We start from the raw sequence: 20,857 nt of genomic DNA on the forward strand, positions 1-20,857 counted from the left end.
AAAAAATTAGCTGTAGAACTGGTTTCTTCCACTATTTGTCTGATTTGTTTTACAGTTACTTTCTTAGCCGTTTCAGATGCACCCTCACACTCAGACATCAGAGTAAAAACCCTAAAAAATTCTGGTATAATTTCTTTATCTTTTTCATCATCTTGTTGAACTCTGGTCTTTAATAAACATTGATTAGATAAAGATTCTGATGTATAGAAAAATCCTGCCTCCCATTCTTTGATAATAGGGAGGCAGGATTCTAATCTTAATTTAGGTTTCCAGGTACCGATTTTATCACTTTTCCTGAGTTCATATTAGTAACTGGTGATGTAGCAGGACGTAGAACACGCATCATTTCACCCCCTTTGTATGAGCAAAAATCTTCTAAGCAAATTTTAATTCAAACTATTTTTCCAAATAATGTTTAATACTTTTTTTATATTTCTTTTTTCATATGGACAAGGTCTATCACCGGTTCTCATTCGATACAGAGGACAATGGTTTCCCTGGCATGCAGGACGATAATAGCAAGATTGGCAGACAGAATCCGTTTCTTCCCCAGATGTTGTCCATACGGCAATTTTGTCGTAATCAAGTGTTACACTGCCATCTTCATGAATATTTCCAACCTTATTCATTTCTTCGTTAAGTGCAATTGTACATTTGTATAACTGTCCATTAGACCCAATAACTAGAGAATTTGGTTTGGCCGCGTAACAAACCGAACCTGTTGGCATGAGGGAGCCTGAAATCATTGAACTAATTCCCAATCCATTTGTAATTGCTTCATTTGTAAATTCCCAAATTTTTTTATTGGAAGTAATCTGGCTGCACACAGGGAGTTCATCATCATTTGCTCCCCCCCATCTACCAACTGGTCGAAAGAAGATGCCAAATCTTTTATCATCTGCAAATTGACCCTTCAGGAATTCAATTAATTTTGACGTTTCTTGCAAATTACTTTCATCGAAATTCACACGAATCGTCATATCAAAATCACCTGATATTTCTTTTACTTTCGTTAGATTGTCTATTATTTTGTCAAAAGTTTTCCCTCCGCCTGCTAAATATCTTCTACGATCATGAATCTTGCCAATTCCATCAATAGTGACCATCAGTTGCCGTATTTCCCAAGACAGCAATTTTTGACATACCTCTTTTGTTAAAAAATATCCGTTTGTCACAAGGTCAGAAGAATAATGAATGTTATTTTCTTTTGCAATTGTTAAAAATGAAGTAGACAGCTCTTCAATCACATCTAAAGCCAACAGTGGCTCTCCACCAAACCAACTTATATTTAAGTTCGATAAGGTTGTCGCTTTTTCTTTTACAAATGCATGTAATCCACGTATGGTTTCTCTATTCATTTTTCCCCGAGGAAATGTTTCATAGCAATAGGAACAACGAAAGTTACAAGCCTCCGTAGGTAAAAGTACTAGATGCATTAAATCTGTCCGATGCATGGATTGATGGAGAAATTGAGCTCTCCTCTTCTCATCAACCTGTACAGATACTAAGTAACCATTTGCATATAACTCTTGTTTTATTTCAGATGCTAATTCATTCGTACCTGCTCTTTTTAGAGAATTCAGTACCTCATCTTTCTCTTTTTCTGAAAAATAACAAATAGCCCCATTATAACTATTTAATAGGACGATTCCATTATCATCTGTATGAGTGATGGCATTAAACCTCGAAGGAATATATGTATTGTTGCCCTGCATTTTCAAAAACCTCTTTTCATTAACCAAACAAAGACAAAAATTTTGACGTATGTTTCATTATATAATTTCATTTGAAAATTTTCTGTGATTTGCATCAAACCACAAAAAAAGTCCTATTCTGCTGAATAGGATTTTTTATGCTGGATAGTAAATAGTCATGCTTAATCTAGTAATTGTTTCACCCGAGTTTTGATAAGTATGTGGCCTATCTGCCTTAAATCGAATGGAATCACCATTTCTAATGGTATAATCCATATTATTTACTTGGATCATTAATTCCCCTTCAAACACAGTAATAAATTCTTCCGTACCTTCCCCGTGAGAATCCGCACTTAGAAATCCTCCTGACTCAATTTCTACTGTGTAAACCTCAAAGCGCCTTTCATCATGAAATGGGAAATAGGGATATACTCGATATTTTCCGTTATCTTCAGTTAAAACTTGTACTTCCTTTTTTGGAATGACTATAGTATCTGGCTGCGATTGATTGATGAGGGAAGTAAATGAAATCTTTAACCCATTCGCGATTTTCCAAATTGTCGTAATCGTTGGGCTTGACTCCCCTCTTTCTATCTGACCAATCATTGTCTTACTTACCCCTGTTAATTCTGAAACCTTTTCTAGACTAAATTTTTTTCTTTCTCTAAAGGCTTTTAAATTTTTGGCAAGGATTAAATGAATATCTTCCAAATTATATCACCCTTTTCTTCTGTACAATATAACGTCCATTATGTACAATAAAAAGTAAGTCGTTATATTGATTATTTAGAACATTATAACATACAAACAAATGGAGGGTTCCAATATGCCAATATTATCTTTTTTACTTTACGTTTTTATTGCAAGTTTTACTCCGGGTCCGAATAATATCATGGCGATGTTATTTGCTAACAAATATGGATTAAAGAAGACCATTCGTTTTTGTTTAGGCGTAAGTGCAGGGTTCTTTGTTATTATGATCACTTCCAGCTACTTCAATCTTGTTCTTAAAAACATTATTCCTAAAATTGAATTTGTCATGATGATTATTGGGACGATCTATATGCTATATCTAGCTTATAAAATACTCACCAGTAAAGCGAATGAGTCAAGCGATGAAGCAGACAAAAACAACCGTTTCTTAACAGGAATGCTTTTACAATTCATTAATCCAAAAGGAATATTGTATGGTCTGACAGTCGTATCTACCTTTATCCTACCCTATCACACGTCCAATTTGAGTCTGCTCCTTTTCTCATTATTTCTAGCATTTGTAGGATTTCTAAGTACATTTACATGGAGTCTTTTTGGTTCGTTGTTTCAAAGGTTTCTTGTAAAGTATCGACGTCAATTCAATATTGTTATGGCCTTGTTATTAGTGTACTGTGCAATTTCTATACTAGTTGTTTAACATGAAATGGGTCCTGTGACCCTTTCTATTAATTTTTATTTTTCAAGTATTTTGATTTAACATATAGTATGTTACAATCTTTAACAAGCTGTCGTAGTACACAGCTAAAATAATAGAAAAAAATTATAGCAGTATATGCAAACAACTAGATAAGAGAAAGTGGGAATATCTATGCAGGAAGAAAAACTAGCTAGAGGTCTAAAAAACAGGCATGTACAGCTCATTGCAATTGGGGGAGCAATTGGTACTGGATTATTCCTAGGTGCAGGGAAATCAATTCATTTGGCTGGACCATCGATTCTATTTGCCTACATCATTACTGGAATCATCTGCTTTTTAATTATGCGTGCACTAGGCGAACTGCTGTTAAGCAATCTACAATACCATTCCTTTGTTGACTTTGTAAAAGACTATTTAGGAGATATGGCTGCATTTATTACTGGATGGACATATTGGTTCTGCTGGATATCAATTGCAATGGCAGATTTAACAGCTGTTGGACTTTATACTCAGTTTTGGTTCCCGGAAGTGCCGCAATGGATGCCAGGCTTAATCGCTCTTGTTATCTTACTGTTTATGAATCTAGCAACTGTTAAACTTTTTGGTGAAATGGAATTCTGGTTTGCTCTAATAAAAATTATTGCTATATTAGCTTTAATTGTTATTGGGCTAATCATGATTGTAAAAGGATTTTCGACTGACTCTGGCGTATCTAGCTTTACAAATTTATGGAGCCATGGCGGAATGTTCCCTAATGGGATAAATGGGTTTATCCTCTCCTTCCAAATGGTTGTGTTTGCATTTGTCGGCATTGAGCTTGTGGGATTAACTGCTGGTGAAACAGAAGATCCGGAAAAAGTTATTCCTAAAGCCATTAATAATATCCCTATCCGAATATTAATTTTTTATGTTGGTGCTTTAATTATTATTATGAGTATTTATCCGTGGAATGCGATTAACCCAGCAGAAAGTCCTTTTGTACAAGTATTCCTTGCAATTGGGATTGCTGCGGCTGCAGGTATCGTTAACTTTGTTGTTCTAACGTCTGCTGCATCTGCGTGTAACAGTGCTATTTTTAGTACAAGCCGGATGTTATATTCGCTAGCAAAGGATAAGAATGCACCAATCCCGCTTACTAAGCTTACTTCACGGAAGGTGCCTTCTAATGCGTTATTCTTTTCCACTGTTGTCATTTTGATTGCTGTTATATTAAACTACGTCATGCCTGAAGGCGTTTTTACACTGATTACAAGTATTTCTACTGTATGTTTTCTATTTATCTGGGGTATAACGGTTATCTGTCATTTAAAATATCGCAAAACGAGACCAGACTTAGCACGAACGAGCAAATTCAGATTGCCGCTTTATCCTTTCTCAAATTATTTAATTCTTGCCTTTCTCGCCTTTGTTCTTGTAGTACTTGCTCTTGCCGAAGATACACGGGTTGCTTTATTCGTCACTCCAGTATGGTTCATCCTTCTTATTACTATTTATTTCATACGAAAAACGAGGGCGGAATCAGCAAATATATAAATAATTAAAGAGTTTTTACAGAAAACAAAAGGCAGATGCTTATTGAAGCGATCTGCCTTTTCTATATTCCCATTTTTCCAACTACTAATTCTCCACTATTTGGTTTAAACCTCATTCCAAACCCTATTTATATTTAAGGGAACATATACCCTCTCCCCACTTATCTCCCTATGAATAATTGGATTCCTAAAATAATCTTCTAACGTGCGTTTTTCCCTCTTAGTATGTCTAGCCGTTTTCACAGCACCTAATAATGTATCTAAGCTTTGATTAGAAATTTTCATATCCATTCACCTCATATTTTTAATTAGACCTTATCCATTTAAAACTAATTAAAAGGCTTACTAGGAAACAAAAGGGGGCTTTTAGTTTCCTAGCAATTCTTCTTTTATTTCAGCCTATGCAGATCTAGTTGCTAGGACTACCACTTTTCCTTGATCCATTTCTCTTTCATATTGCTCCGCATCTGATGAAGATACACCAAGTGACTTTAATTTCGACCGAAGCTCATCTCCCCTTGTTCGAAAAACATTTGCGAATGAATCAAAAAAACCTTGTTCTTCTACCCCGATATCCTTTATATTCAAAGCATTTGTAAGATCATTCGAACGGTTGTTATCATGAGCTAATAAATATATGTCTTCCTTCGTAAATCCTTGATCGATGAATTGCTGAATTTGTTCCTTTGCCTCCACGCCATTTTCTACAATGATCACATTTGCCATTTGATTTTCCTCCTTAAGTGTAAAAAATCTTTTGGCTGATTGATATATTCATCAGCATGTGGTTCTACTAGTTGTATATCCAGTTTAAGAGATTTCAAAACATTTGTTTAACTTAATCTATTAAATAGATGTAGGATTTTTAGATAAATATATATGTGTGAACATGCATTTCTATCGAAAATGTTTATTTTTTATAGAGGCGGGTACACATTAGCTATAACTATTTAAAAGGAGTGATGTAACATGGGATTTATTTGGGCATTAATAATCGGAGGAATTATTGGATGGTTAGCAGGGCTCATTCTTGGTCGTGATGTACCAGGTGGAGTGATCGGAAACATCATCGCAGGATTTATCGGAGCTTGGCTAGGATCATTCATCTTAGGGAATTGGGGACCTGTTATTGGTGGTTTTCACTTTATCCCAGCACTTATAGGTGCCGTTGCTCTAGTATTCATTGTCAGCATCGTTTTAAGAAGTGTGAGACGCTCCGCTTAAAATTGCTAAAAGGGATGTCTCAGTAACATCCTAACTGGTTCTCTTCTCGAATGAAAAACTTGAATTAATATTAAAATTCAATCTACCAAATCACACAAAAAAGAGCAGGTCACCCTGCTCTTTTAGTTATTCACTAGAGTATCTTTTAATGTTTGGGCATCTTCTTTGTCTAATGTTCCTAGAGCATTCTTTTCTCTGTCCATAATCGTCGCTATTGTGCCGCCTTGATTAAACCATATATAATATTCAATTAATCTTTCTGGCATATTTTTATCATATGTGAAGAATAAAGTTGATTTCACATCTTCTTTTCGAGCCATTTCAGCCTTTACGTTCTCTTCCCATTCAACTTTTGCAAATAATTCTCTTAAAGTTACAATCTTTTCTTCCTCTGAAATTATTGTTTCAGTATCACTTTTTTCACCTGTGAATATTTGAACATCAACTCTAGTTAGCTGGTTCAAATCAAACTCTTTAAGGAAATTATTATTTGAGCATCCAATAAGAGTTATTACGGAGATAGTAAAAATAAATATATTGATAAGAATTCTTTTCATTCAAGCCCCCCTCATTTTTACTCTTTTTAATCTATTCATCATTTATCACTTAAACCCTTTAAACGAAAGCAGAGAATATCATTTATTTTGAATTTCTTATTGGTAAAGTCTAATCTCTAAGCTGGGGTGAATTTTTCTTCCCAGCTGCATCATTTACATCTTCTGAATAAAAGCGACATTATCTGACAGTCAGGATGTTGTAGTGTCTACCACTAATTAACAAATTGAGCCGCCCGGAAAGATTAATACTACCTTTTCGGGCGGCTCAATTTGTGCTATTAATAATAGCTTACAATGTAATTACACGTTATGCTTATCATGAGCTATTGTCCAACTCTATTTTAAGCTCTTTTCGTAATTTTTCAATTGCCTTTTTTTGAAGTCTTGAAACATGCATTTGAGAAATACCCAATTGCTCTCCTGTTTCTTTTTGGCTTTTATTCTCAATAAACGTGCAATGGATGATTTCCTTTTCTCTTTCTGTTAATACATGAAGTGCACTTTCAAGTAATAGTTTCCGATCCACTCTCTCAAAGCCTATATCTGACGATCCTACTACATCCAAGGTAGTTAATATGCTGCCCTCTCTCCCAGTTTCAATCGGCTGATCGACTGAAGCAGCTTGATAGCTTTTGCCCATTTCCATTGCTTCAAGTACTTCCTCTTCTGAAATACCAAGATAATAGGCGATTTCGTTAATCTTTGGTGATCGCTGATTTAGATTAGTGAGTTCGTCCACTATTGAATTTAATTTCGGCCAAATTTCTTTAATACGCCTCGGTACATGGACACTCCATGTCTTATCCCTTAAATATCGCTTAATTTCTCCGATAACGGTAGGAAATAAATAAGATTCAAATGAGCTTCCCTTTTCTACGTCATATCTTCTTATCGCAGATAGTAGCCCCAACATCCCTACCTGTACGATATCTTCATGAAAATTTCTCCCTCTGGAATATTTTCTTGCGAGGCTTGCTACAAGTGCAGTATAATGTTCTATTAATGTCGTTTGGGCTACTGAGTTTCCATTTTGAAACTCTAAAATTAGGCTCTCAATCTCTTCCTTAGACCGTCTTACCGATTGGGTTGATTGTGCCATAATTTTCACGCTCCCCATTTAGATACTTCATCATGTAGACCGTTACCCCTGAATGATTCATTACACGAACTTCATCCATGAGTGTTTCGATTAAATACAACCCTAACCCTCCCACTGCAAGCTGATCCACAGTACTTGATTCGGTATATGGGCCTAGCTCTGCTTTAATCCGGTTAAAATTGAAGCTCCTTCCGCTATCGGCTACCATCATTTCTAGCTTGTCCTTATAAATCCCAAATCCAATAACTACTTCTCCACCCTCATTATTATCATAAGCATGCTGAACACTATTCGTACATGCTTCACTAACAGCAATCTTAAGATCCTCAACATCTTCATATGTAAATCCCATGCTGCTGGCTATTCCTGACAATGTTAGTCTAACGATCCCAATATTATCAGGCTTAGCTGGTAACTTCATTTCAATATAATCCATCACTTCCATCATCGCCCTCCATCTTCAGAATTCACACAAATATCCATTATGTTTATTAAGCCTGTCATTTCGAAGAGTTTATAAAGTCTGTTAGATAACTCAATTAGCTTCAACTCTCCATTATTACTATTTAATCGCTTGAATAATCCGACAAATACACCGAGACCAGTACTATCTAAATAGGTGACTTCCTTTAGATTAATAGTCACGGTTGCGTTTTCCTTTTCAGACAAATGCCACAGTTCCTCTCTAAGCTTTGGAGCTGTAAATGCATCGATTTCTCCTTCTACAAACACCAATACTTCCTTCTCTTTATATTGTTTATTGATGTTCATCTTCATATCATCACACCTTTTAAATATTTGTTTTTTTATACCCTCGCCTATTAAAATTGAAACTCTTTTCTATTAAAAAATTTTAATACTATAAAATATTAGTATGTAGAGCAGACGAGAGATTTCAAGTTAGAAAGACTTGCACGTTTTATTGTGCAAGTCTTTTTATTCTCACATTCATTCAAATGTTCAAATCCTATTTCGGTTGGGACACTTCCTCTTTATTTTCTAACTTTTCTTTTACGTTATCCTCGGAAGTGATATTTCCATATCGGATTCCGCTTTGCTCTTGCATATCTTTATCAGTGACATGTCCATATACTTGGCTGTCCTGTTTAAGATACTCGTCTTCTTGCTTTTTTGTACCAGTTTTATTCGTTTTATTTTCTTCTATCAACATATCTACAATATTAAGGTCATTCATATTCATATACTTTTCCTCCCTTTAAGTAATGAATCGTTAACATTTCTAAATCATTTAAGTCTTCTTTTCTAGCAAATACATATTTCTATCACTCTCCATCTCCTAGATTTTGAGTCGGTCAGGTTACCTAATTTATAACCTTGCTAGTGTTTTACCACTAGAAGATACATACAAAACTCTCTACCTGGGAATTTAATCTGTTTGAAATATTTGTAATCTAGTAAAAAGCCTTTGCTACTTAAAAAATGACCCCTTCTTTTTCCCTTTTAGCAGGTCTCCAGTCCATCCTTTTACTTTTAAATAAGCATAAAGAAGGAGAGTAGACGTAATAATTAAGATAATGGACAAAATATAACCGAATTTCCACTCTAGCTCTGGCATATGCTTAAAATTCATTCCCCATAATGCCCCTAATGCCATAATAGGAGTGAAAATCGTCGTTATAACAGTTAGCGTTTTCATAATTTCGTTCCCTCGATGTGAGGAAATAACTTCTTCAAGATTAATAATCGAATCGATTTCCCGTTCGTATCCATCTAATAGTACCATCGCTCGCTCAATCCTCTTACATGTACAGGTTAAGATCTCCCCTTTCTTACTATCTTGAAAGTTCATTTCGTCGATAGCCATTTTCAATTCATTAATTGGAATGAATAAATTCTTCCAAATGAATAGTTCATGTCTGCATTTAAATACTCGTTCAAGAATTCCTGTTCCATTCCTTATTCGTATACTCCAAATAAGTTGTTTTAGCGCTTCTTCAAACTGATCAATCTCCACTAACATTTCATTCATCAGATCACCAAGAAATAGTAAAAACCCATCAACTGCATTCTCTGTCAATTCTATTCTTTTATGAAAAGTTTCGAGATTGAATTGTTTTAGTATGTGGAAATCAAGATTGATCGTGATCAAACGAGCAGACGTCAGATAAAAATGAAAGATTTTAAAGTCTTCCTCTACTTCAAAATTTTGTTTATAAATGAGTGAACCTTTCATCGCTTTTTCCCCATTCTTTAAGTAGTCCACTCGTATGCAATTCTTATTATTTTTGTCAACATCCTTCAGCCATGAGTCTATGGACTCGTCCTCTTCCATTTGTAATTGGGGATTATCTATTTCAGTTTGTTTCACCTGAACCCATTTCCATTGATTTACACCGATATATTCCTGCAAGTAATCCACCCCTTATCGTAACCTTTTATTATTCTTCCCCCTCCCTTCATTAAGCCAAACTTGAACCTGTATGTTTTAGTACAAATAATCATGGGTATTTAAAGGTTTATATTACTGTTGAGGCACGATTATTTGAGAATTCTATGAGGTGACCTATGAATATATTATTTTTATTCATTTATCTAATTATTATCTTGGTTGTAATTGAAATATTTGTCATTTTATTTCGCTTAACTGGGTTAAAAGTAGAAGTTTCTAGGTTTCAGGTTATTTCAATGATGACTGGAACAGGATTTACAACTGATGAATCCGAGCTTATTTTGGGTCATCCCGTTCGCCGTAAATTAGCCACCTTTCTTATATTATTCGGAGCCTTTTCTCTTGCTGTAATCATTTCATCCATAAGTCAATTCCTAGCACAGGATATACGAATGACAGAAATTATAACGATAGCTGGAACAGTCATTTTTATTTTTTGTTTGTTGAAGCTTTCAGCCATTCAAAAGATATTAACTAAGTTTTTAAATAAAGAATTGAAGAAAAAATAAATGTCATATTTCAAACCTGACGGAAGAAATCACTATTTTTCTACAAAGAAAAAAGCCCCATTTTGAGGCTTAACTCTTTTTTACATCCAAAAAGGAGATGTGATAGCCATCTACTTCCTTAATTGTAAATACATATCCCTCTTCTTCCACTACTGCCCCTTCACTTATTTTGGCAGTAGTATTTTGTGTGAGGAACCAGCCGCCAATCGTATCTACTTCTTCATAAGATAAATGAATTTGAAGCAATTGGTTAACTGCACTAATTAAGACCTTACCATCCAAAATATAATGAGAATCTGAAATTTTACGAATATCCGGGACCTCATCTGTATCAAATTCATCCCTTACATCGCCAACAATCTCTTCAATAATATCTTCAACCGTTACTAATCCAGAAGTACCGCCATATTCATCTATCAAAATCGCCATATGGGTTCCTTCCTTTTGCATTTTTATTAGTAAGTCATGAATGGGAATGGATTCAATAACCTGACCGATCGGCTGTATAAAAGTTTTGATATTCCAATCTTGATCAGAACCTTTTTTCAGGAATGTAGCGGTTAAGAGCATTTTAATGTTTATCATACCAATGATATGATCTTTATCTTCTTCAACAACTGGATAACGAGTATAGCTTTCTGTCTTTAATTTCTGAACAATCTCTTGTATTGAATCATGAACCGATATACAGCTCATTTCCGTACGCGGAACCATTATTTCTTTAGCAATACGTTCGTCAAACTCAAAAATATTGTTCACATATGTCCATTCATTGTGATTAATTTCCCCACTTTTATAGCTTTCTGCTAGGAGAATTCTCAGTTCTTCCTCAGAATGCGCTAATTCATGTTCAGAAGCAGGCTTTACTCCGAATAGACCAACAAGTAATCGTGCTGAGCTGTTTAATAGCCATATAAACGGATACATTATCTTATAAAAAATGATGATTGGTTTTGCGAAGAGCAGTGTAATTTCTTCCGCTTTTTGAATGGCAATTGATTTAGGAGCTAACTCTCCTATAACAACATGGATAAATGTGACCAAAACAAATGAGAGAAGGAAGGAAATAAAATGGGTAATCGTTTCGCTCATTTGGAATGCCGCTAATAAAGGATGAAAAAGCTTTTCCACCGTAGGTTCTCCCAACCAGCCTAGTCCTAAGGCTGTCACCGTAATCCCTAGTTGACAAGCGGATAGGTATTCATCTAAGCGGGTAACTACTTTTCTAGCAGAAAAAGCACCCTTTTTCCCTTCAGCCATCAATTGTTCAATTCTTGATCTCCGTACCTTAACAATGGCAAATTCAACTGCTACGAAAAAGGCAGTTAATGCTATTAATAGAATAATCAACAATACATTAAATAAAAGCAATGTGACTACCCCCTTTAATCCATTTCTATCAAACATTTACAATCCGAAATCGTGAATAGATTTCGGATTGTAAACGTTCAAACTTAAAGTTCCTCTGTTTTCTCTTCTAACTTCTCATCTAATTTCCCTAAATATTTTGCAGCAAACGATTTTCCTCCTAACCCAAACGCTAGGCCAAATGCTAATGCCAAACTGCCAAGAATCAGAATAAAGGCAGCATTTACAATCGAATGAGCAACACCTAGCTGGTCTAATGCCATGAATAGGGTCATCGCAAAGATAGAATACTTTGCAACAGCTGCGAGTGTACGGGAATATTTTAGTTTTAATAGATTTTGTAGGATACGCTCTACTAAATGCCCTGCATATAATCCAATTCCTAAGATTAATATGGCAGTGAACAGCATTGGCAAATAGGCAATGATACCTGATGCAATATTGACTAAAAAGTCTAAATGGACAACTTGTAATGCTTCAGCAATAAATAAGAAAACAACTACTATTTTTGCTAGTAATCCTACTAACTGTGACAAGGAATTCTTTGATTGCTGCGGTGTTAGTGCCCCGATCCCTATCTGGTGAAATACTTGATCAAATTTTAAACGCCACAGCATCTGCACGACCATTTTTTCAACCCATTTTCCTAGCCACATACCAATTAATATGAAGATTACAGCTACTAGTAAATTCGGAATCATCGTTAATACATCATGCAGCATCGCAATGGCAGGCTCAGAAATACCTTTTAGTTCTAATTTTTCTAATGCTGTAATGATTGTCGGTATTAAAATGAATATATACGCAATATTCCCAAGGATGCTTGAAAAATTGGTTCCTCCTGCACTTTTGATTATACCCATTCGCTGCCCGATACGATCTGTTCCAATACTGCTTAAAAAGTTCGTTAATAAATCTCGAACAAATTTTGCTACTAGCCAACCGATTAACACAATGATTGTGGCCGCAAATAACTTAGGGAGAAAAGCAAGAATCGTAGACAACATTTTTGAAAATGGTTCAGAAATGCCTTCCATTTGCAAAGCCCCAAGTACCCCAGGTAAAAATAAAAAAATGATAAAATAAAAGATTGCCTTTGCCAAACTATTCACTTTGCTCGCAGCATCTTGTTCACTCTTTGCCATTTTCCAATTGACTAGGCGACGATTGATATGACTTAATTTTGCACCCTTTTCAATGAATATGCGTACGAGGTATGCGATGATCCAAGCAAATAGCAGAATAAGAGCAGCTTTTAATAGATTGGGAATAGCCGAAGTTAATGTTGAAACCATACTCACGAGTGGTGTTGCGATCAGGCTCAAATTAAGCATATTAAAAAAGATAATCCACACAAAGACGAATAAAATATAGAAAACTATTTTTCCAATAATCACTTCTGATGGGTATTTTCGATTACCTACATTTGAAAATAAACGATTATCTAAACTTGTTTTCTTTAATGACCCTTCCACTGCTTTTCCAATTCCTTTAGACACGAAATAGCCAATTAATAAAACGAGAAGTGCTAATAATAGATTCGGAATCAGATCAGTATATCTATACCATCCAGCCGTAATTTCTTCTACTTTCATAAACATCTCTCCCTTTTTCAAATTGAATTGGTAGGTCGGATTATGTAATACCCTGTCCATTTATTTCAAAACATTGGAATTCTCACTCGAAAATACCATGTTTCATCTTGTTTGGTGCTGGGAATACAATCAACAGTTCGATTAATAGAAGGAGGAGTTTAGAAATGAATAGGAAAACATTCTTAACAGGCGGATTAGCTGCACTTCTTATATTAGGAGGGCTAACAGGATGTGGAGATGGTGTTGATCAGGATAATGGCATCAGTGATGGAGAGCAAAAAGATGCAGTAGATAACGATACAGAACAGGATGCAAAGGATGCTATGCAAGAAGCAAAGGAAAATATGGCTGAAGCGAAAAAAAATATTGAAGAAACATTAAAGGAAAAGGGAGTTGGAGATGGCGTGGATCAAGATAATGGCATCGATGATGGAGAAAAGAAAGACGAATTAGATAATAAAGAGGAATAGAATAAAAATTTATGCAACATTTTATATACAAAAAGAACGTTCCTATTAACCAACAAAAGGAGCGTTCTTTTTATATGTTTGATAAGTTTATTGAACCTCAGGCTCTGGATAATTATATCCCTTTGTATCGACCTTCACCGTTTTCATCTTTTGTTCCTTTAATGGCAGATCTGCCCCGTTCCTTTCCGCAGAAACAATGGAGTCCACTACCTCCATACCTTCTATCACCTTGCCAAAAGCAGCATATTGCCCATCAAGTTGAGAGGATTCGTTAACCATAATAAAAAATTGGGACCCTGCCGAATTTGGATCATTCGTCCGTGCCATTGATAGGACCCCACGTTCATGCTTTAAATTATTTTCAAACCCATTTGCTGCAAATTCGCCAAAAATTGAATAATCCGGACCGCCTGTCCCATTTCCTGCCGGATCCCCGCCTTGAATCATAAAATCCGGGATGACTCGATGGAAAATTAATCCATCATAAAAACCTTTGTTTATTAAAGTAACAAAATTTGCTACTGTATTCGGTGCAATGTCCGGATATAATTCAAGCTTAATCTCATCATTATTTTCCATCGTAATCGTAACAACAGGATTTTCAGTTACATCGGACGGATATCCTGATTTTTCTCTTGCTTGGTTTTCTGATTTTCCACCGCTGCTATCTTTTGAAGTCCCATTATCTGCTTGTGTTCCACATCCAGCCAGGCTGAATAGAACCAGCAATGCTGAAAAAATGAAAGCTAAAGATCTATGTCTCAATAACATATTCTACATAATCCTCCTCATGAAATGAATATTCTAGTAAGACGAATGGCACTATTATAGCATTTATGGTTCATTTGGAAAATGCTGATATCTATAAGAAAATTCATTTTCTTGAATTAAATTTAAGATTGTAACACTTTTGTGAATTTCTTCCTTCATACACTAGCACCCCCTTTCACCAAAGCCCAAATGTACGCATACCCTACTTTACAAGTAGTTATCATGTAATTCATCTTGAAGGGAGTGTTACTTGCGTATGGATTTAACAGCCGCTCATTGGATGTATTTGATTGGAACATGTATCATCATTATCACGATGTTATTTAGGCAAAATGTTGTTGTCCCTTCCATTATTGTCACCTTTTTAGTTGGCTGGATTTTTACTGGTTCATTTACAGCTGGGCTGCAAACGATATTTAATGGCAGCTTGGTAGCGGCTGGCGAGTTGTTTAATATTTTCCTCATAATTGCCATTATGACCGCCTTGCTGCATTCTTTGAAATCAATAGGGGCTGATCAGCAAATGATTACACCATTTCAGAAGGTCATGAAAAATGGGCATATTTCATACTGGGTGATTATTTTTGTCACGTATGCCATTTCTCTGTTCTTTTGGCCGACGCCTGCTGTCCCACTTGTCGGAGCTTTGCTTATACCAGTAGCTGTTCGGTCAGGACTGCCGCCAATTGGCGCGGCTATTGCCATTTCACTGGCTGGGCAAGGTATGGCCTTATCGTCAGATTATGTCATTCAAATTGCTCCAACCTTAACAGCCACAGCTGCGGGAATAGATGTTGGCCCAGTAGCTGACCGTGCTTTTGTATTGTCAATCATCACTGGTGCCGCAGCTATTATTATCGCTTACTTCATGCTAAAAAAGGACATTTTAAAGCCTTCTAGCAAACACCTTACTGCTTGGGAAAATAGTGGTCAAATCAATGAAGACCTTCAGGACGAAGCAGGGAATAATCAAGGAAGGAAAAGAAAATACAGTCTCCTCTTCGCTATCCTTGTTCCTGTAACATTTTTAATCATCGTAGTCTATATGGCTCTCGCAAAATTCTCTGATGCAATTCCTGTCATCGAAGGAGGAACAGGGGCCGCTTTAATAGGTGGTGCTTCGGCAATCCTCCTTATTGTGACTTCTACCTTCCGAAGTGTCCGATCTTCACTGAATAATGTTAGCGATCATCTCGTGAAGGGGTTTGTATTTGCCTTTAAAGCAATGGGACCTGTCATCCCTATTGCAGGGTTCTTTTTTATAGGTAGTGGGGACTTATCTGCAAAGATTTTAAACACTGGTACTGAAGAAGCACCATCCTTCTTATTCGACTTAGTCGTGGCTGGTCAGCAATACATTCCAGAAAGCTCCTTTATTGCAGGGTTTGGCATCCTTTTAATTGGTGCCATTACTGGCTTAGATGGTTCAGGTTTTTCCGGCTTGCCATTAGTAGGCTCATTATCAGGGGCATTAGGGGATAGTGTTGGAGTGGATGCTGCTACATTATCAGCTATTGGACAAATGGGCTCCGTATGGGTTGGCGGCGGTACATTAATCGCCTGGTCCTCTCTTGTTGCTGTGGCAGGGTTTGCAAAAGTGCCAGTAATGGAGCTTGTTCGGAAGAGCTTCTTGCCAGTTATTATTGGGTTGATCCTATCCACGTTTGTTGGGTTGATGATATTTTAGCTTGCAATATATTTACGAAGCATAGAATTAGGAGATAGAGGTAGAAAATGCAGATAAATAGATTATTAGTTTTAATATGATTTGAATTAGGACTGCAAAATCTTTGTTCTAAAGATTTTGCAGTCCCTCGCTTATTCATTCTTATTGAACACAACGAGCTTCAACTCAGTCATTTCTTCGATTGCATACTTTATGCCTTCCCTGCCAACACCACTTTCTTTTACCCCTCCATATGGCATATGATCTACACGGAAGGTAGGAATGTCATTAATTAAGACTCCTCCAACATGAAGCTGCTCGGCTGCAGCTAAAGCAGTATGAATATTTTCAGTATATATACCTGCCTGAAGTCCGTAGTTTGAATCATTTACTCGTTCAATAGCCTCTTCAACCGTTTTCACCTTATTAATCAAGACAATTGGTGCAAAAACCTCCTGGCATGAAACCTTCATTGTCGGTTCAGCCTCGACAATCACAGTAGGCAGTAAAACATTTCCTTCAGCTCTACCTCCAATAACGACTTTCGCTCCTTGCGCCCTTGCTTCCTCAATCCATTCAAGGGTTCGGCTTACATCTTTTGGGGTAATTAATGCGGAAACGTCTGTTTTCGCATTAAGCGGATCACCGATTGTGAGCCCCTTCGCTGCAGTTACAAATTTATCCACAAAGTCTTCATATTGTTGTTCATGTACATAGATGCGCTGCAAGGAAATGCATACTTGACCTTGAAAGCCAAATGCCCCCGCTACACAGCGCGAAATGAATTTATCTAAGTTCGTATCTTTATCAACAATAACTGCCGCATTCGAGCCTAGCTCCAAGGTGACACGCTTTAAACCCGCTTTATTCCGGATGCCAATCCCTACCGCTGGACTGCCTGTAAACGAGATCTTTTGGACACGATCATCCTTTACAAGCTTATCTCCAATCAGGGAGCCACTTCCTGTAACGACATTTAAAGCTCCTGCAGGCAGTCCAGCTTCCTGAAATAATTCGGCGATAAATAAAGCCGATAAAGGTGTTTGCCCTGCAGGCTTGAGAATGACAGAATTACCAGAAGCAATTGCAGGACCAACCTTATGAGCAACTAAATTCATTGGGAAATTAAAAGGGGTAATCGCCCCGATCACACCGATCGGCTCTCGTACTGTGTAAGCGATTCTACCTTCTCCGCCTGGTGCTGCATCTAGCGGAATCGTTTCCCCATGAATCCGTTTCGCTTCCTCTGCAGCAAATTTATACGTTTGAATGGTTCGAGCAACCTCCGCACGTGCAGCTGTAATTGGTTTGGCCGCCTCAGTGGCAATTATCTCAGCCGCTTCCTCTGCTTGCTTTTCTAATAGAACGGCTACTTTTTCTAAAATGGATGCACGCTGATGACTCGGCATAACTGCCATCGTTTTTCGCGCATGATAAGCGGCTTGGAGACCCTTCTCTACCTCTTCCATCGTCGCTGTCGGAATCTCTGCTACTACCTCTTCACTATATGGAGATCGAAGAGTGGCATATTGGCTCCCTTCCACCCACTCTCCATTAATGAATAACTTCTTTTTCATTCGTGAACCTCTCCTTTATAAAAACTTTTACATTGGCAAATCTATAATTATTGTAAAACCTCTGCTTCAACTGCAGCAATTGCGTCATGAAGAATATCAATCATTTTGGCCATCTCTTCCTTAGAAATAATTAAAGGAGGAGCAAATACAACTGTATCCTGCCCATCGAAAACAACCGATCGGCAAATAAGTCCTCGTTTAGCCGCTTCCGTCACAACTAAAGGCGCAACAGGATTTTGGAACTTTTCATTTGTATTGCGATCCTTTACTAATTCTAAACCGCCCATTAGCCCTAGACCTTTTACCTTGCCAATGATTTTTCGTTCTCCTTCTATCCATTGAAAGCCTTTATGCATCTCAGCTCCCATTTTTTCAGCATTTGCAATTAAACCTTCTTCCTCAATTAATTCTATATTCTTTAATGCAACCGCACAAGCCATTGGGTGCCCGCTGTACGTGTATCCATGCAAAAGAGTACCTGTCGAAAGTTCCATATAATCTTGATGAATAGTCTCCGATAGCATTACACCGCCTAATTGGGCATACCCACTCGTTATTCCCTTTGCAAAGCACATCATATCAGGTACTACACCATAATGTTCAATCCCAAAGTATTTTCCTGTCCGACCAAACCCTGTAATTACTTCATCTGTAATCAATAAAATGCCATATTCATTACAAATGCTTTTAACTTCTTTAAAATAGTCGTCAGGGGCAACATGGAGTCCACCTGCTCCTTGTACCGGCTCGGCAATAAAAGCGGCAATTGTTTCAGGTCCTTCCGCTTCAATAACTCTCCGTAAGTCTTCACTCGAAAAGTGATCCGCATAGCAAAAATCTGGATCAAAAGCGTTTGTAAACTCACGAAACGGCTTTAAACCAGTCGCGTTTGTTGAACCCATCGCAACGCCATGATAGGACTTCGTTCGAGAAATAATTTTCTTTCGATTCGGCTGCCCTTTTAATATCCAATAATGCCGCGCTAATTTATATGCCGTATCGTTTGCCTCGGAACCGCCAGAAGTAAAAAACGTGGCATTTAAATTTCCCGGAGCAATTTCTGCAAGTTTTGCAGCTAATCGAATCGCTGGCTCATTGCTATACGTCGCAAAACACGAAGAGAATGCAAGCTTTGACATTTGTTCCATCGCCACTTTTCCTAATTCCTCTCTCCCGTGACCAACATTCACATTCCATAATGAGGACATTCCATCAATAACCGTATTTCCGAGGATATCTGTAAGCATGACACCTTTTCCCTCAGTAAAAATAAAAGAGGGTCCTTGATCCTGCTGTTGTTTAATCGGAGAGGTCGGATGAAGAAAATATTTCTTATCTAACTCCATTAATTCCTGCACACTGTTTTTAACTTTTTCCATGATTGATTCCTCCTGAAATAATAGTTTTATACTTATATAGGTTTTAGATGCATTTTTTATGCCATTTTTTAATAATTCTTCTAGTGCCCCCATGCTGTTCTATCAAAAAACAAAAAGTAACTACTCTATAAAATGATGAAATTCCTCAGAAATTAAAAAGGCCGAACATGCTGTATGCATGTCCGGTCTGAATTATTTCTATTCAAATAATGGGCTTACCGCTTTTTGATTATGAATTCGATCAATTGCTTCTACAAGTAATGGAGCGACAGATAACACTGTCATTTTATCAATCCGTTTTTCTTCAGGCACTCTAATCGTATTTGTTATCACTAATTCTTCAATGGATGAGGACTTAATACGATCGATTGCTGGTCCTGATAGCACCGCATGTGTGCAGCAAGCATAAACCGCTTTTGCCCCATTTTCGATCAATGCGTTTGCACCAGTCGTAATGGTGCCAGCTGTATCAATTAAATCATCGACAATAATGGCGTTTTTCCCTTCAATATTTCCGATAATGTGCATGATTTCTGTTTCATCATGTTCCGGACGCCGACGATCAATCAGGGCAAGGGGCACATTTAAGATATTAGCTATCTTTCTGGCACGAACTACTCCCCCATTATGCGGGGCAACAATAACAAGATCTGTTAATGACTTTTTCTTAAAATAATCCGCAAGAATGGGAATCCCAGTTAAATGATCCACCGGTATGTCAAAAAATCCTTGAGCTTGCGGTGAATGGAAATCTATTGTTAAAATTCTAGAAGCTCCAGCCGTCTCCAAAAGGTTGGCAATGAGCCTCGCTGTGATCGGCTCCCGAGAACGGGCTTTTCGATCCTGACGGGCATAGCTGAAATAAGGCATGACAACATTTATCATCTTTGCTGAAGCTCTTTTCAAGGCATCAATCATAATAAGGAGCTCCATGATATATTCATTAGTCGGCTCTGATGTAGATTGCACTAAAAAAACTTCACTTCCGCGAACACTTTCTTCAATATGAATTTGCAGCTCCCCATCACTAAATTGTGTACTTGAGCTTTTCCCAAGTTCACAGCCTAAAAGCTGCGCCATTTCTTCAGCGAGCCCTCGATTCGAATTAAGTGCAAACATTTTGAAATTCTTCTTAAGTATGTATGACACTATTTTTCCTCCAAGCCTATTTGCAATAATTTTTATTTCCTTATCCTATTTTACATGAAATGGGCTCCTCAAGAAACTATATTAGGCTTTTCCATTTATCACAAATGTTCATCATATATTCTTAAGAAATTTCTATTTAATTCAACTTCAGTTATGATTAACCTGCGCTTTAAATCTCTGGTACGCAATACATATTCTTTTACTCCGATAAATTCAGATTCAGCAACTACATAAAATTTAGTCCCTCTCTCATAGCTTTTAAATTCATTAATTAAACGATATCTCTTCATTACTCATCCTCTAGTTAAAATTATTTACTACTAAAAAGATATCTTAAAATCTTTTAAGTTGCTAGCCTGAGCCTTTATGTTGCTCCTCCTGATTCTATTTGCAGTGTTCAAATTGTTTCTTTACCAGCTTCAAAAAGTTGCCATCCTCCTAGAATT

At 36.9% G+C, this 20,857-nt stretch carries 23 protein-coding genes; 6 read left to right on the forward strand and 17 right to left on the reverse strand.

Going from position 1 to position 20,857, the window contains the following annotated elements; all coding sequences use genetic code 11:
* Positions 1-386 precede the first annotated feature (386 nt).
* Together AN957_RS15470 and AN957_RS15475 are read right to left on the reverse strand one after the other, a co-directional pair.
* Positions 387-1,715: a radical SAM/SPASM domain-containing protein gene (locus tag AN957_RS15470; protein WP_056684987.1), complete on the reverse strand. Its 1,329-nt coding sequence runs from the start codon at positions 1,713-1,715 to the stop codon at positions 387-389.
* Positions 1,716-1,850: 135 nt separating this feature from the next.
* Positions 1,851-2,405, reverse strand: coding sequence for a helix-turn-helix domain-containing protein (locus AN957_RS15475; protein ID WP_053476355.1), 555 nt, complete (start codon positions 2,403-2,405; stop codon positions 1,851-1,853).
* Positions 2,406-2,520: 115 nt separating this feature from the next.
* Between AN957_RS15475 and AN957_RS15480 the strand changes: the two genes are divergently transcribed.
* On the forward strand, positions 2,521-3,105 hold the full coding sequence (locus AN957_RS15480) for a LysE family transporter (protein ID WP_053476356.1): 585 nt from the start codon (positions 2,521-2,523) through the stop codon (positions 3,103-3,105).
* A 171-nt stretch (positions 3,106-3,276) separates the two neighbouring features.
* Positions 3,277-4,638: an amino acid permease gene (locus AN957_RS15485; RefSeq protein WP_053476357.1), complete on the forward strand. Its 1,362-nt coding sequence runs from the start codon at positions 3,277-3,279 to the stop codon at positions 4,636-4,638.
* A 104-nt stretch (positions 4,639-4,742) separates the two neighbouring features.
* Here the strand turns inward: AN957_RS15485 and AN957_RS15490 are convergent, their stop codons facing one another.
* Positions 4,743-4,922, reverse strand: coding sequence for a hypothetical protein (locus tag AN957_RS15490; RefSeq protein WP_053476358.1), 180 nt, complete (start codon positions 4,920-4,922; stop codon positions 4,743-4,745).
* 114 nt (positions 4,923-5,036) lie between these two features.
* The gene (locus tag AN957_RS15495) at positions 5,037-5,363 is read right to left on the reverse strand and encodes a YflT domain-containing protein (RefSeq protein ID WP_053476359.1); all 327 of its coding nucleotides are present in this window, start codon (positions 5,361-5,363) and stop codon (positions 5,037-5,039) included.
* Positions 5,364-5,606: 243 nt separating this feature from the next.
* On the opposite strand from AN957_RS15495, the gene AN957_RS15500 reads away from it, so the two are divergent.
* Positions 5,607-5,861: a GlsB/YeaQ/YmgE family stress response membrane protein gene (locus AN957_RS15500; protein ID WP_053476360.1), complete on the forward strand. Its 255-nt coding sequence runs from the start codon at positions 5,607-5,609 to the stop codon at positions 5,859-5,861.
* Between the two features lie 122 nt (positions 5,862-5,983).
* On the opposite strand, the gene AN957_RS15505 is transcribed toward AN957_RS15500, so the two are convergent.
* The 6 genes from AN957_RS15505 to AN957_RS15530 all read right to left on the reverse strand — a co-directional run bounded on the left by AN957_RS15505 (position 5,984) and on the right by AN957_RS15530 (position 9,888).
* Positions 5,984-6,418 carry a hypothetical protein gene (locus tag AN957_RS15505; protein ID WP_053476361.1) on the reverse strand — a complete coding sequence of 145 codons (435 nt, stop codon included), beginning with the start codon at positions 6,416-6,418 and terminating at the stop codon, positions 5,984-5,986.
* A 316-nt stretch (positions 6,419-6,734) separates the two neighbouring features.
* Positions 6,735-7,517, reverse strand: a complete 783-nt coding sequence (sigB, locus tag AN957_RS15510; RefSeq protein ID WP_056684989.1) for an RNA polymerase sigma factor SigB — start codon at positions 7,515-7,517, stop codon at positions 6,735-6,737.
* Positions 7,483-7,965, reverse strand: a complete 483-nt coding sequence (rsbW, locus tag AN957_RS15515; RefSeq protein ID WP_053476363.1) for an anti-sigma B factor RsbW — start codon at positions 7,963-7,965, stop codon at positions 7,483-7,485. Before rsbW ends, sigB begins: the two co-directional genes overlap by 35 nt.
* The gene (locus tag AN957_RS15520; protein ID WP_053477550.1) at positions 7,962-8,288 is read right to left on the reverse strand and encodes an STAS domain-containing protein; all 327 of its coding nucleotides are present in this window, start codon (positions 8,286-8,288) and stop codon (positions 7,962-7,964) included. Before AN957_RS15520 ends, rsbW begins: the two co-directional genes overlap by 4 nt.
* A 196-nt stretch (positions 8,289-8,484) precedes the next feature.
* Entirely contained in the window at positions 8,485-8,718 is a 234-nt protein-coding gene (locus tag AN957_RS15525; protein WP_053476364.1) for a hypothetical protein, read from the reverse strand.
* A gap of 228 nt (positions 8,719-8,946) precedes the next feature.
* Positions 8,947-9,888, reverse strand: coding sequence for a magnesium transporter CorA family protein (locus tag AN957_RS15530; protein ID WP_053476365.1), 942 nt, complete (start codon positions 9,886-9,888; stop codon positions 8,947-8,949).
* A 155-nt stretch (positions 9,889-10,043) separates the two neighbouring features.
* Between AN957_RS15530 and AN957_RS15535 the strand changes: the two genes are divergently transcribed.
* Complete coding sequence (locus AN957_RS15535) at positions 10,044-10,436, forward strand: hypothetical protein (protein ID WP_053476366.1); 393 nt, start codon at positions 10,044-10,046, stop codon at positions 10,434-10,436.
* Positions 10,437-10,505: 69 nt separating this feature from the next.
* Here AN957_RS15535 and AN957_RS15540 read toward each other — a convergent pair whose 3' ends face one another.
* The gene (locus AN957_RS15540; RefSeq protein ID WP_053476367.1) at positions 10,506-11,843 is read right to left on the reverse strand and encodes a hemolysin family protein; all 1,338 of its coding nucleotides are present in this window, start codon (positions 11,841-11,843) and stop codon (positions 10,506-10,508) included.
* Positions 11,844-11,890: 47 nt separating this feature from the next.
* Positions 11,891-13,399: a mechanosensitive ion channel gene (locus AN957_RS15545; protein WP_053476368.1), complete on the reverse strand. Its 1,509-nt coding sequence runs from the start codon at positions 13,397-13,399 to the stop codon at positions 11,891-11,893.
* A 164-nt stretch (positions 13,400-13,563) separates the two neighbouring features.
* Here AN957_RS15545 and AN957_RS15550 point away from each other — a divergent pair, with 164 nt between their 5' ends.
* Positions 13,564-13,869 carry a hypothetical protein gene (locus AN957_RS15550; RefSeq protein ID WP_053476369.1) on the forward strand — a complete coding sequence of 102 codons (306 nt, stop codon included), beginning with the start codon at positions 13,564-13,566 and terminating at the stop codon, positions 13,867-13,869.
* A gap of 87 nt (positions 13,870-13,956) precedes the next feature.
* Here the strand turns inward: AN957_RS15550 and AN957_RS15555 are convergent, their stop codons facing one another.
* Positions 13,957-14,640 (reverse strand): peptidylprolyl isomerase, encoded by a 684-nt coding sequence (locus AN957_RS15555; protein ID WP_053476370.1) that lies wholly within the window; start codon positions 14,638-14,640, stop codon positions 13,957-13,959.
* Positions 14,641-14,896: 256 nt separating this feature from the next.
* Here AN957_RS15555 and AN957_RS15560 point away from each other — a divergent pair, with 256 nt between their 5' ends.
* Positions 14,897-16,327 (forward strand): hypothetical protein, encoded by a 1,431-nt coding sequence (locus AN957_RS15560; RefSeq protein WP_053476371.1) that lies wholly within the window; start codon positions 14,897-14,899, stop codon positions 16,325-16,327.
* Positions 16,328-16,458: 131 nt separating this feature from the next.
* Here AN957_RS15560 and AN957_RS15565 read toward each other — a convergent pair whose 3' ends face one another.
* The 4 genes from AN957_RS15565 to AN957_RS15580 all read right to left on the reverse strand — a co-directional run bounded on the left by AN957_RS15565 (position 16,459) and on the right by AN957_RS15580 (position 20,701).
* Positions 16,459-17,883, reverse strand: coding sequence for an aldehyde dehydrogenase family protein (locus AN957_RS15565; protein ID WP_053476372.1), 1,425 nt, complete (start codon positions 17,881-17,883; stop codon positions 16,459-16,461).
* A gap of 47 nt (positions 17,884-17,930) precedes the next feature.
* Entirely contained in the window at positions 17,931-19,262 is a 1,332-nt protein-coding gene (locus AN957_RS15570; protein WP_053476373.1) for an aminotransferase family protein, read from the reverse strand.
* 198 nt (positions 19,263-19,460) lie between these two features.
* Positions 19,461-20,414: a ribose-phosphate diphosphokinase gene (locus tag AN957_RS15575; protein WP_281176532.1), complete on the reverse strand. Its 954-nt coding sequence runs from the start codon at positions 20,412-20,414 to the stop codon at positions 19,461-19,463.
* 95 nt (positions 20,415-20,509) lie between these two features.
* Positions 20,510-20,701, reverse strand: a complete 192-nt coding sequence (locus tag AN957_RS15580) for a hypothetical protein (protein ID WP_053476374.1) — start codon at positions 20,699-20,701, stop codon at positions 20,510-20,512.
* Between the last annotated feature and the right edge of the window lie 156 nt (positions 20,702-20,857).

It is taken from the genome of Cytobacillus solani (genome assembly GCF_001420595.1).
Classification (GTDB): domain Bacteria; phylum Bacillota; class Bacilli; order Bacillales; family Cytobacillaceae; genus Cytobacillus; species Cytobacillus solani.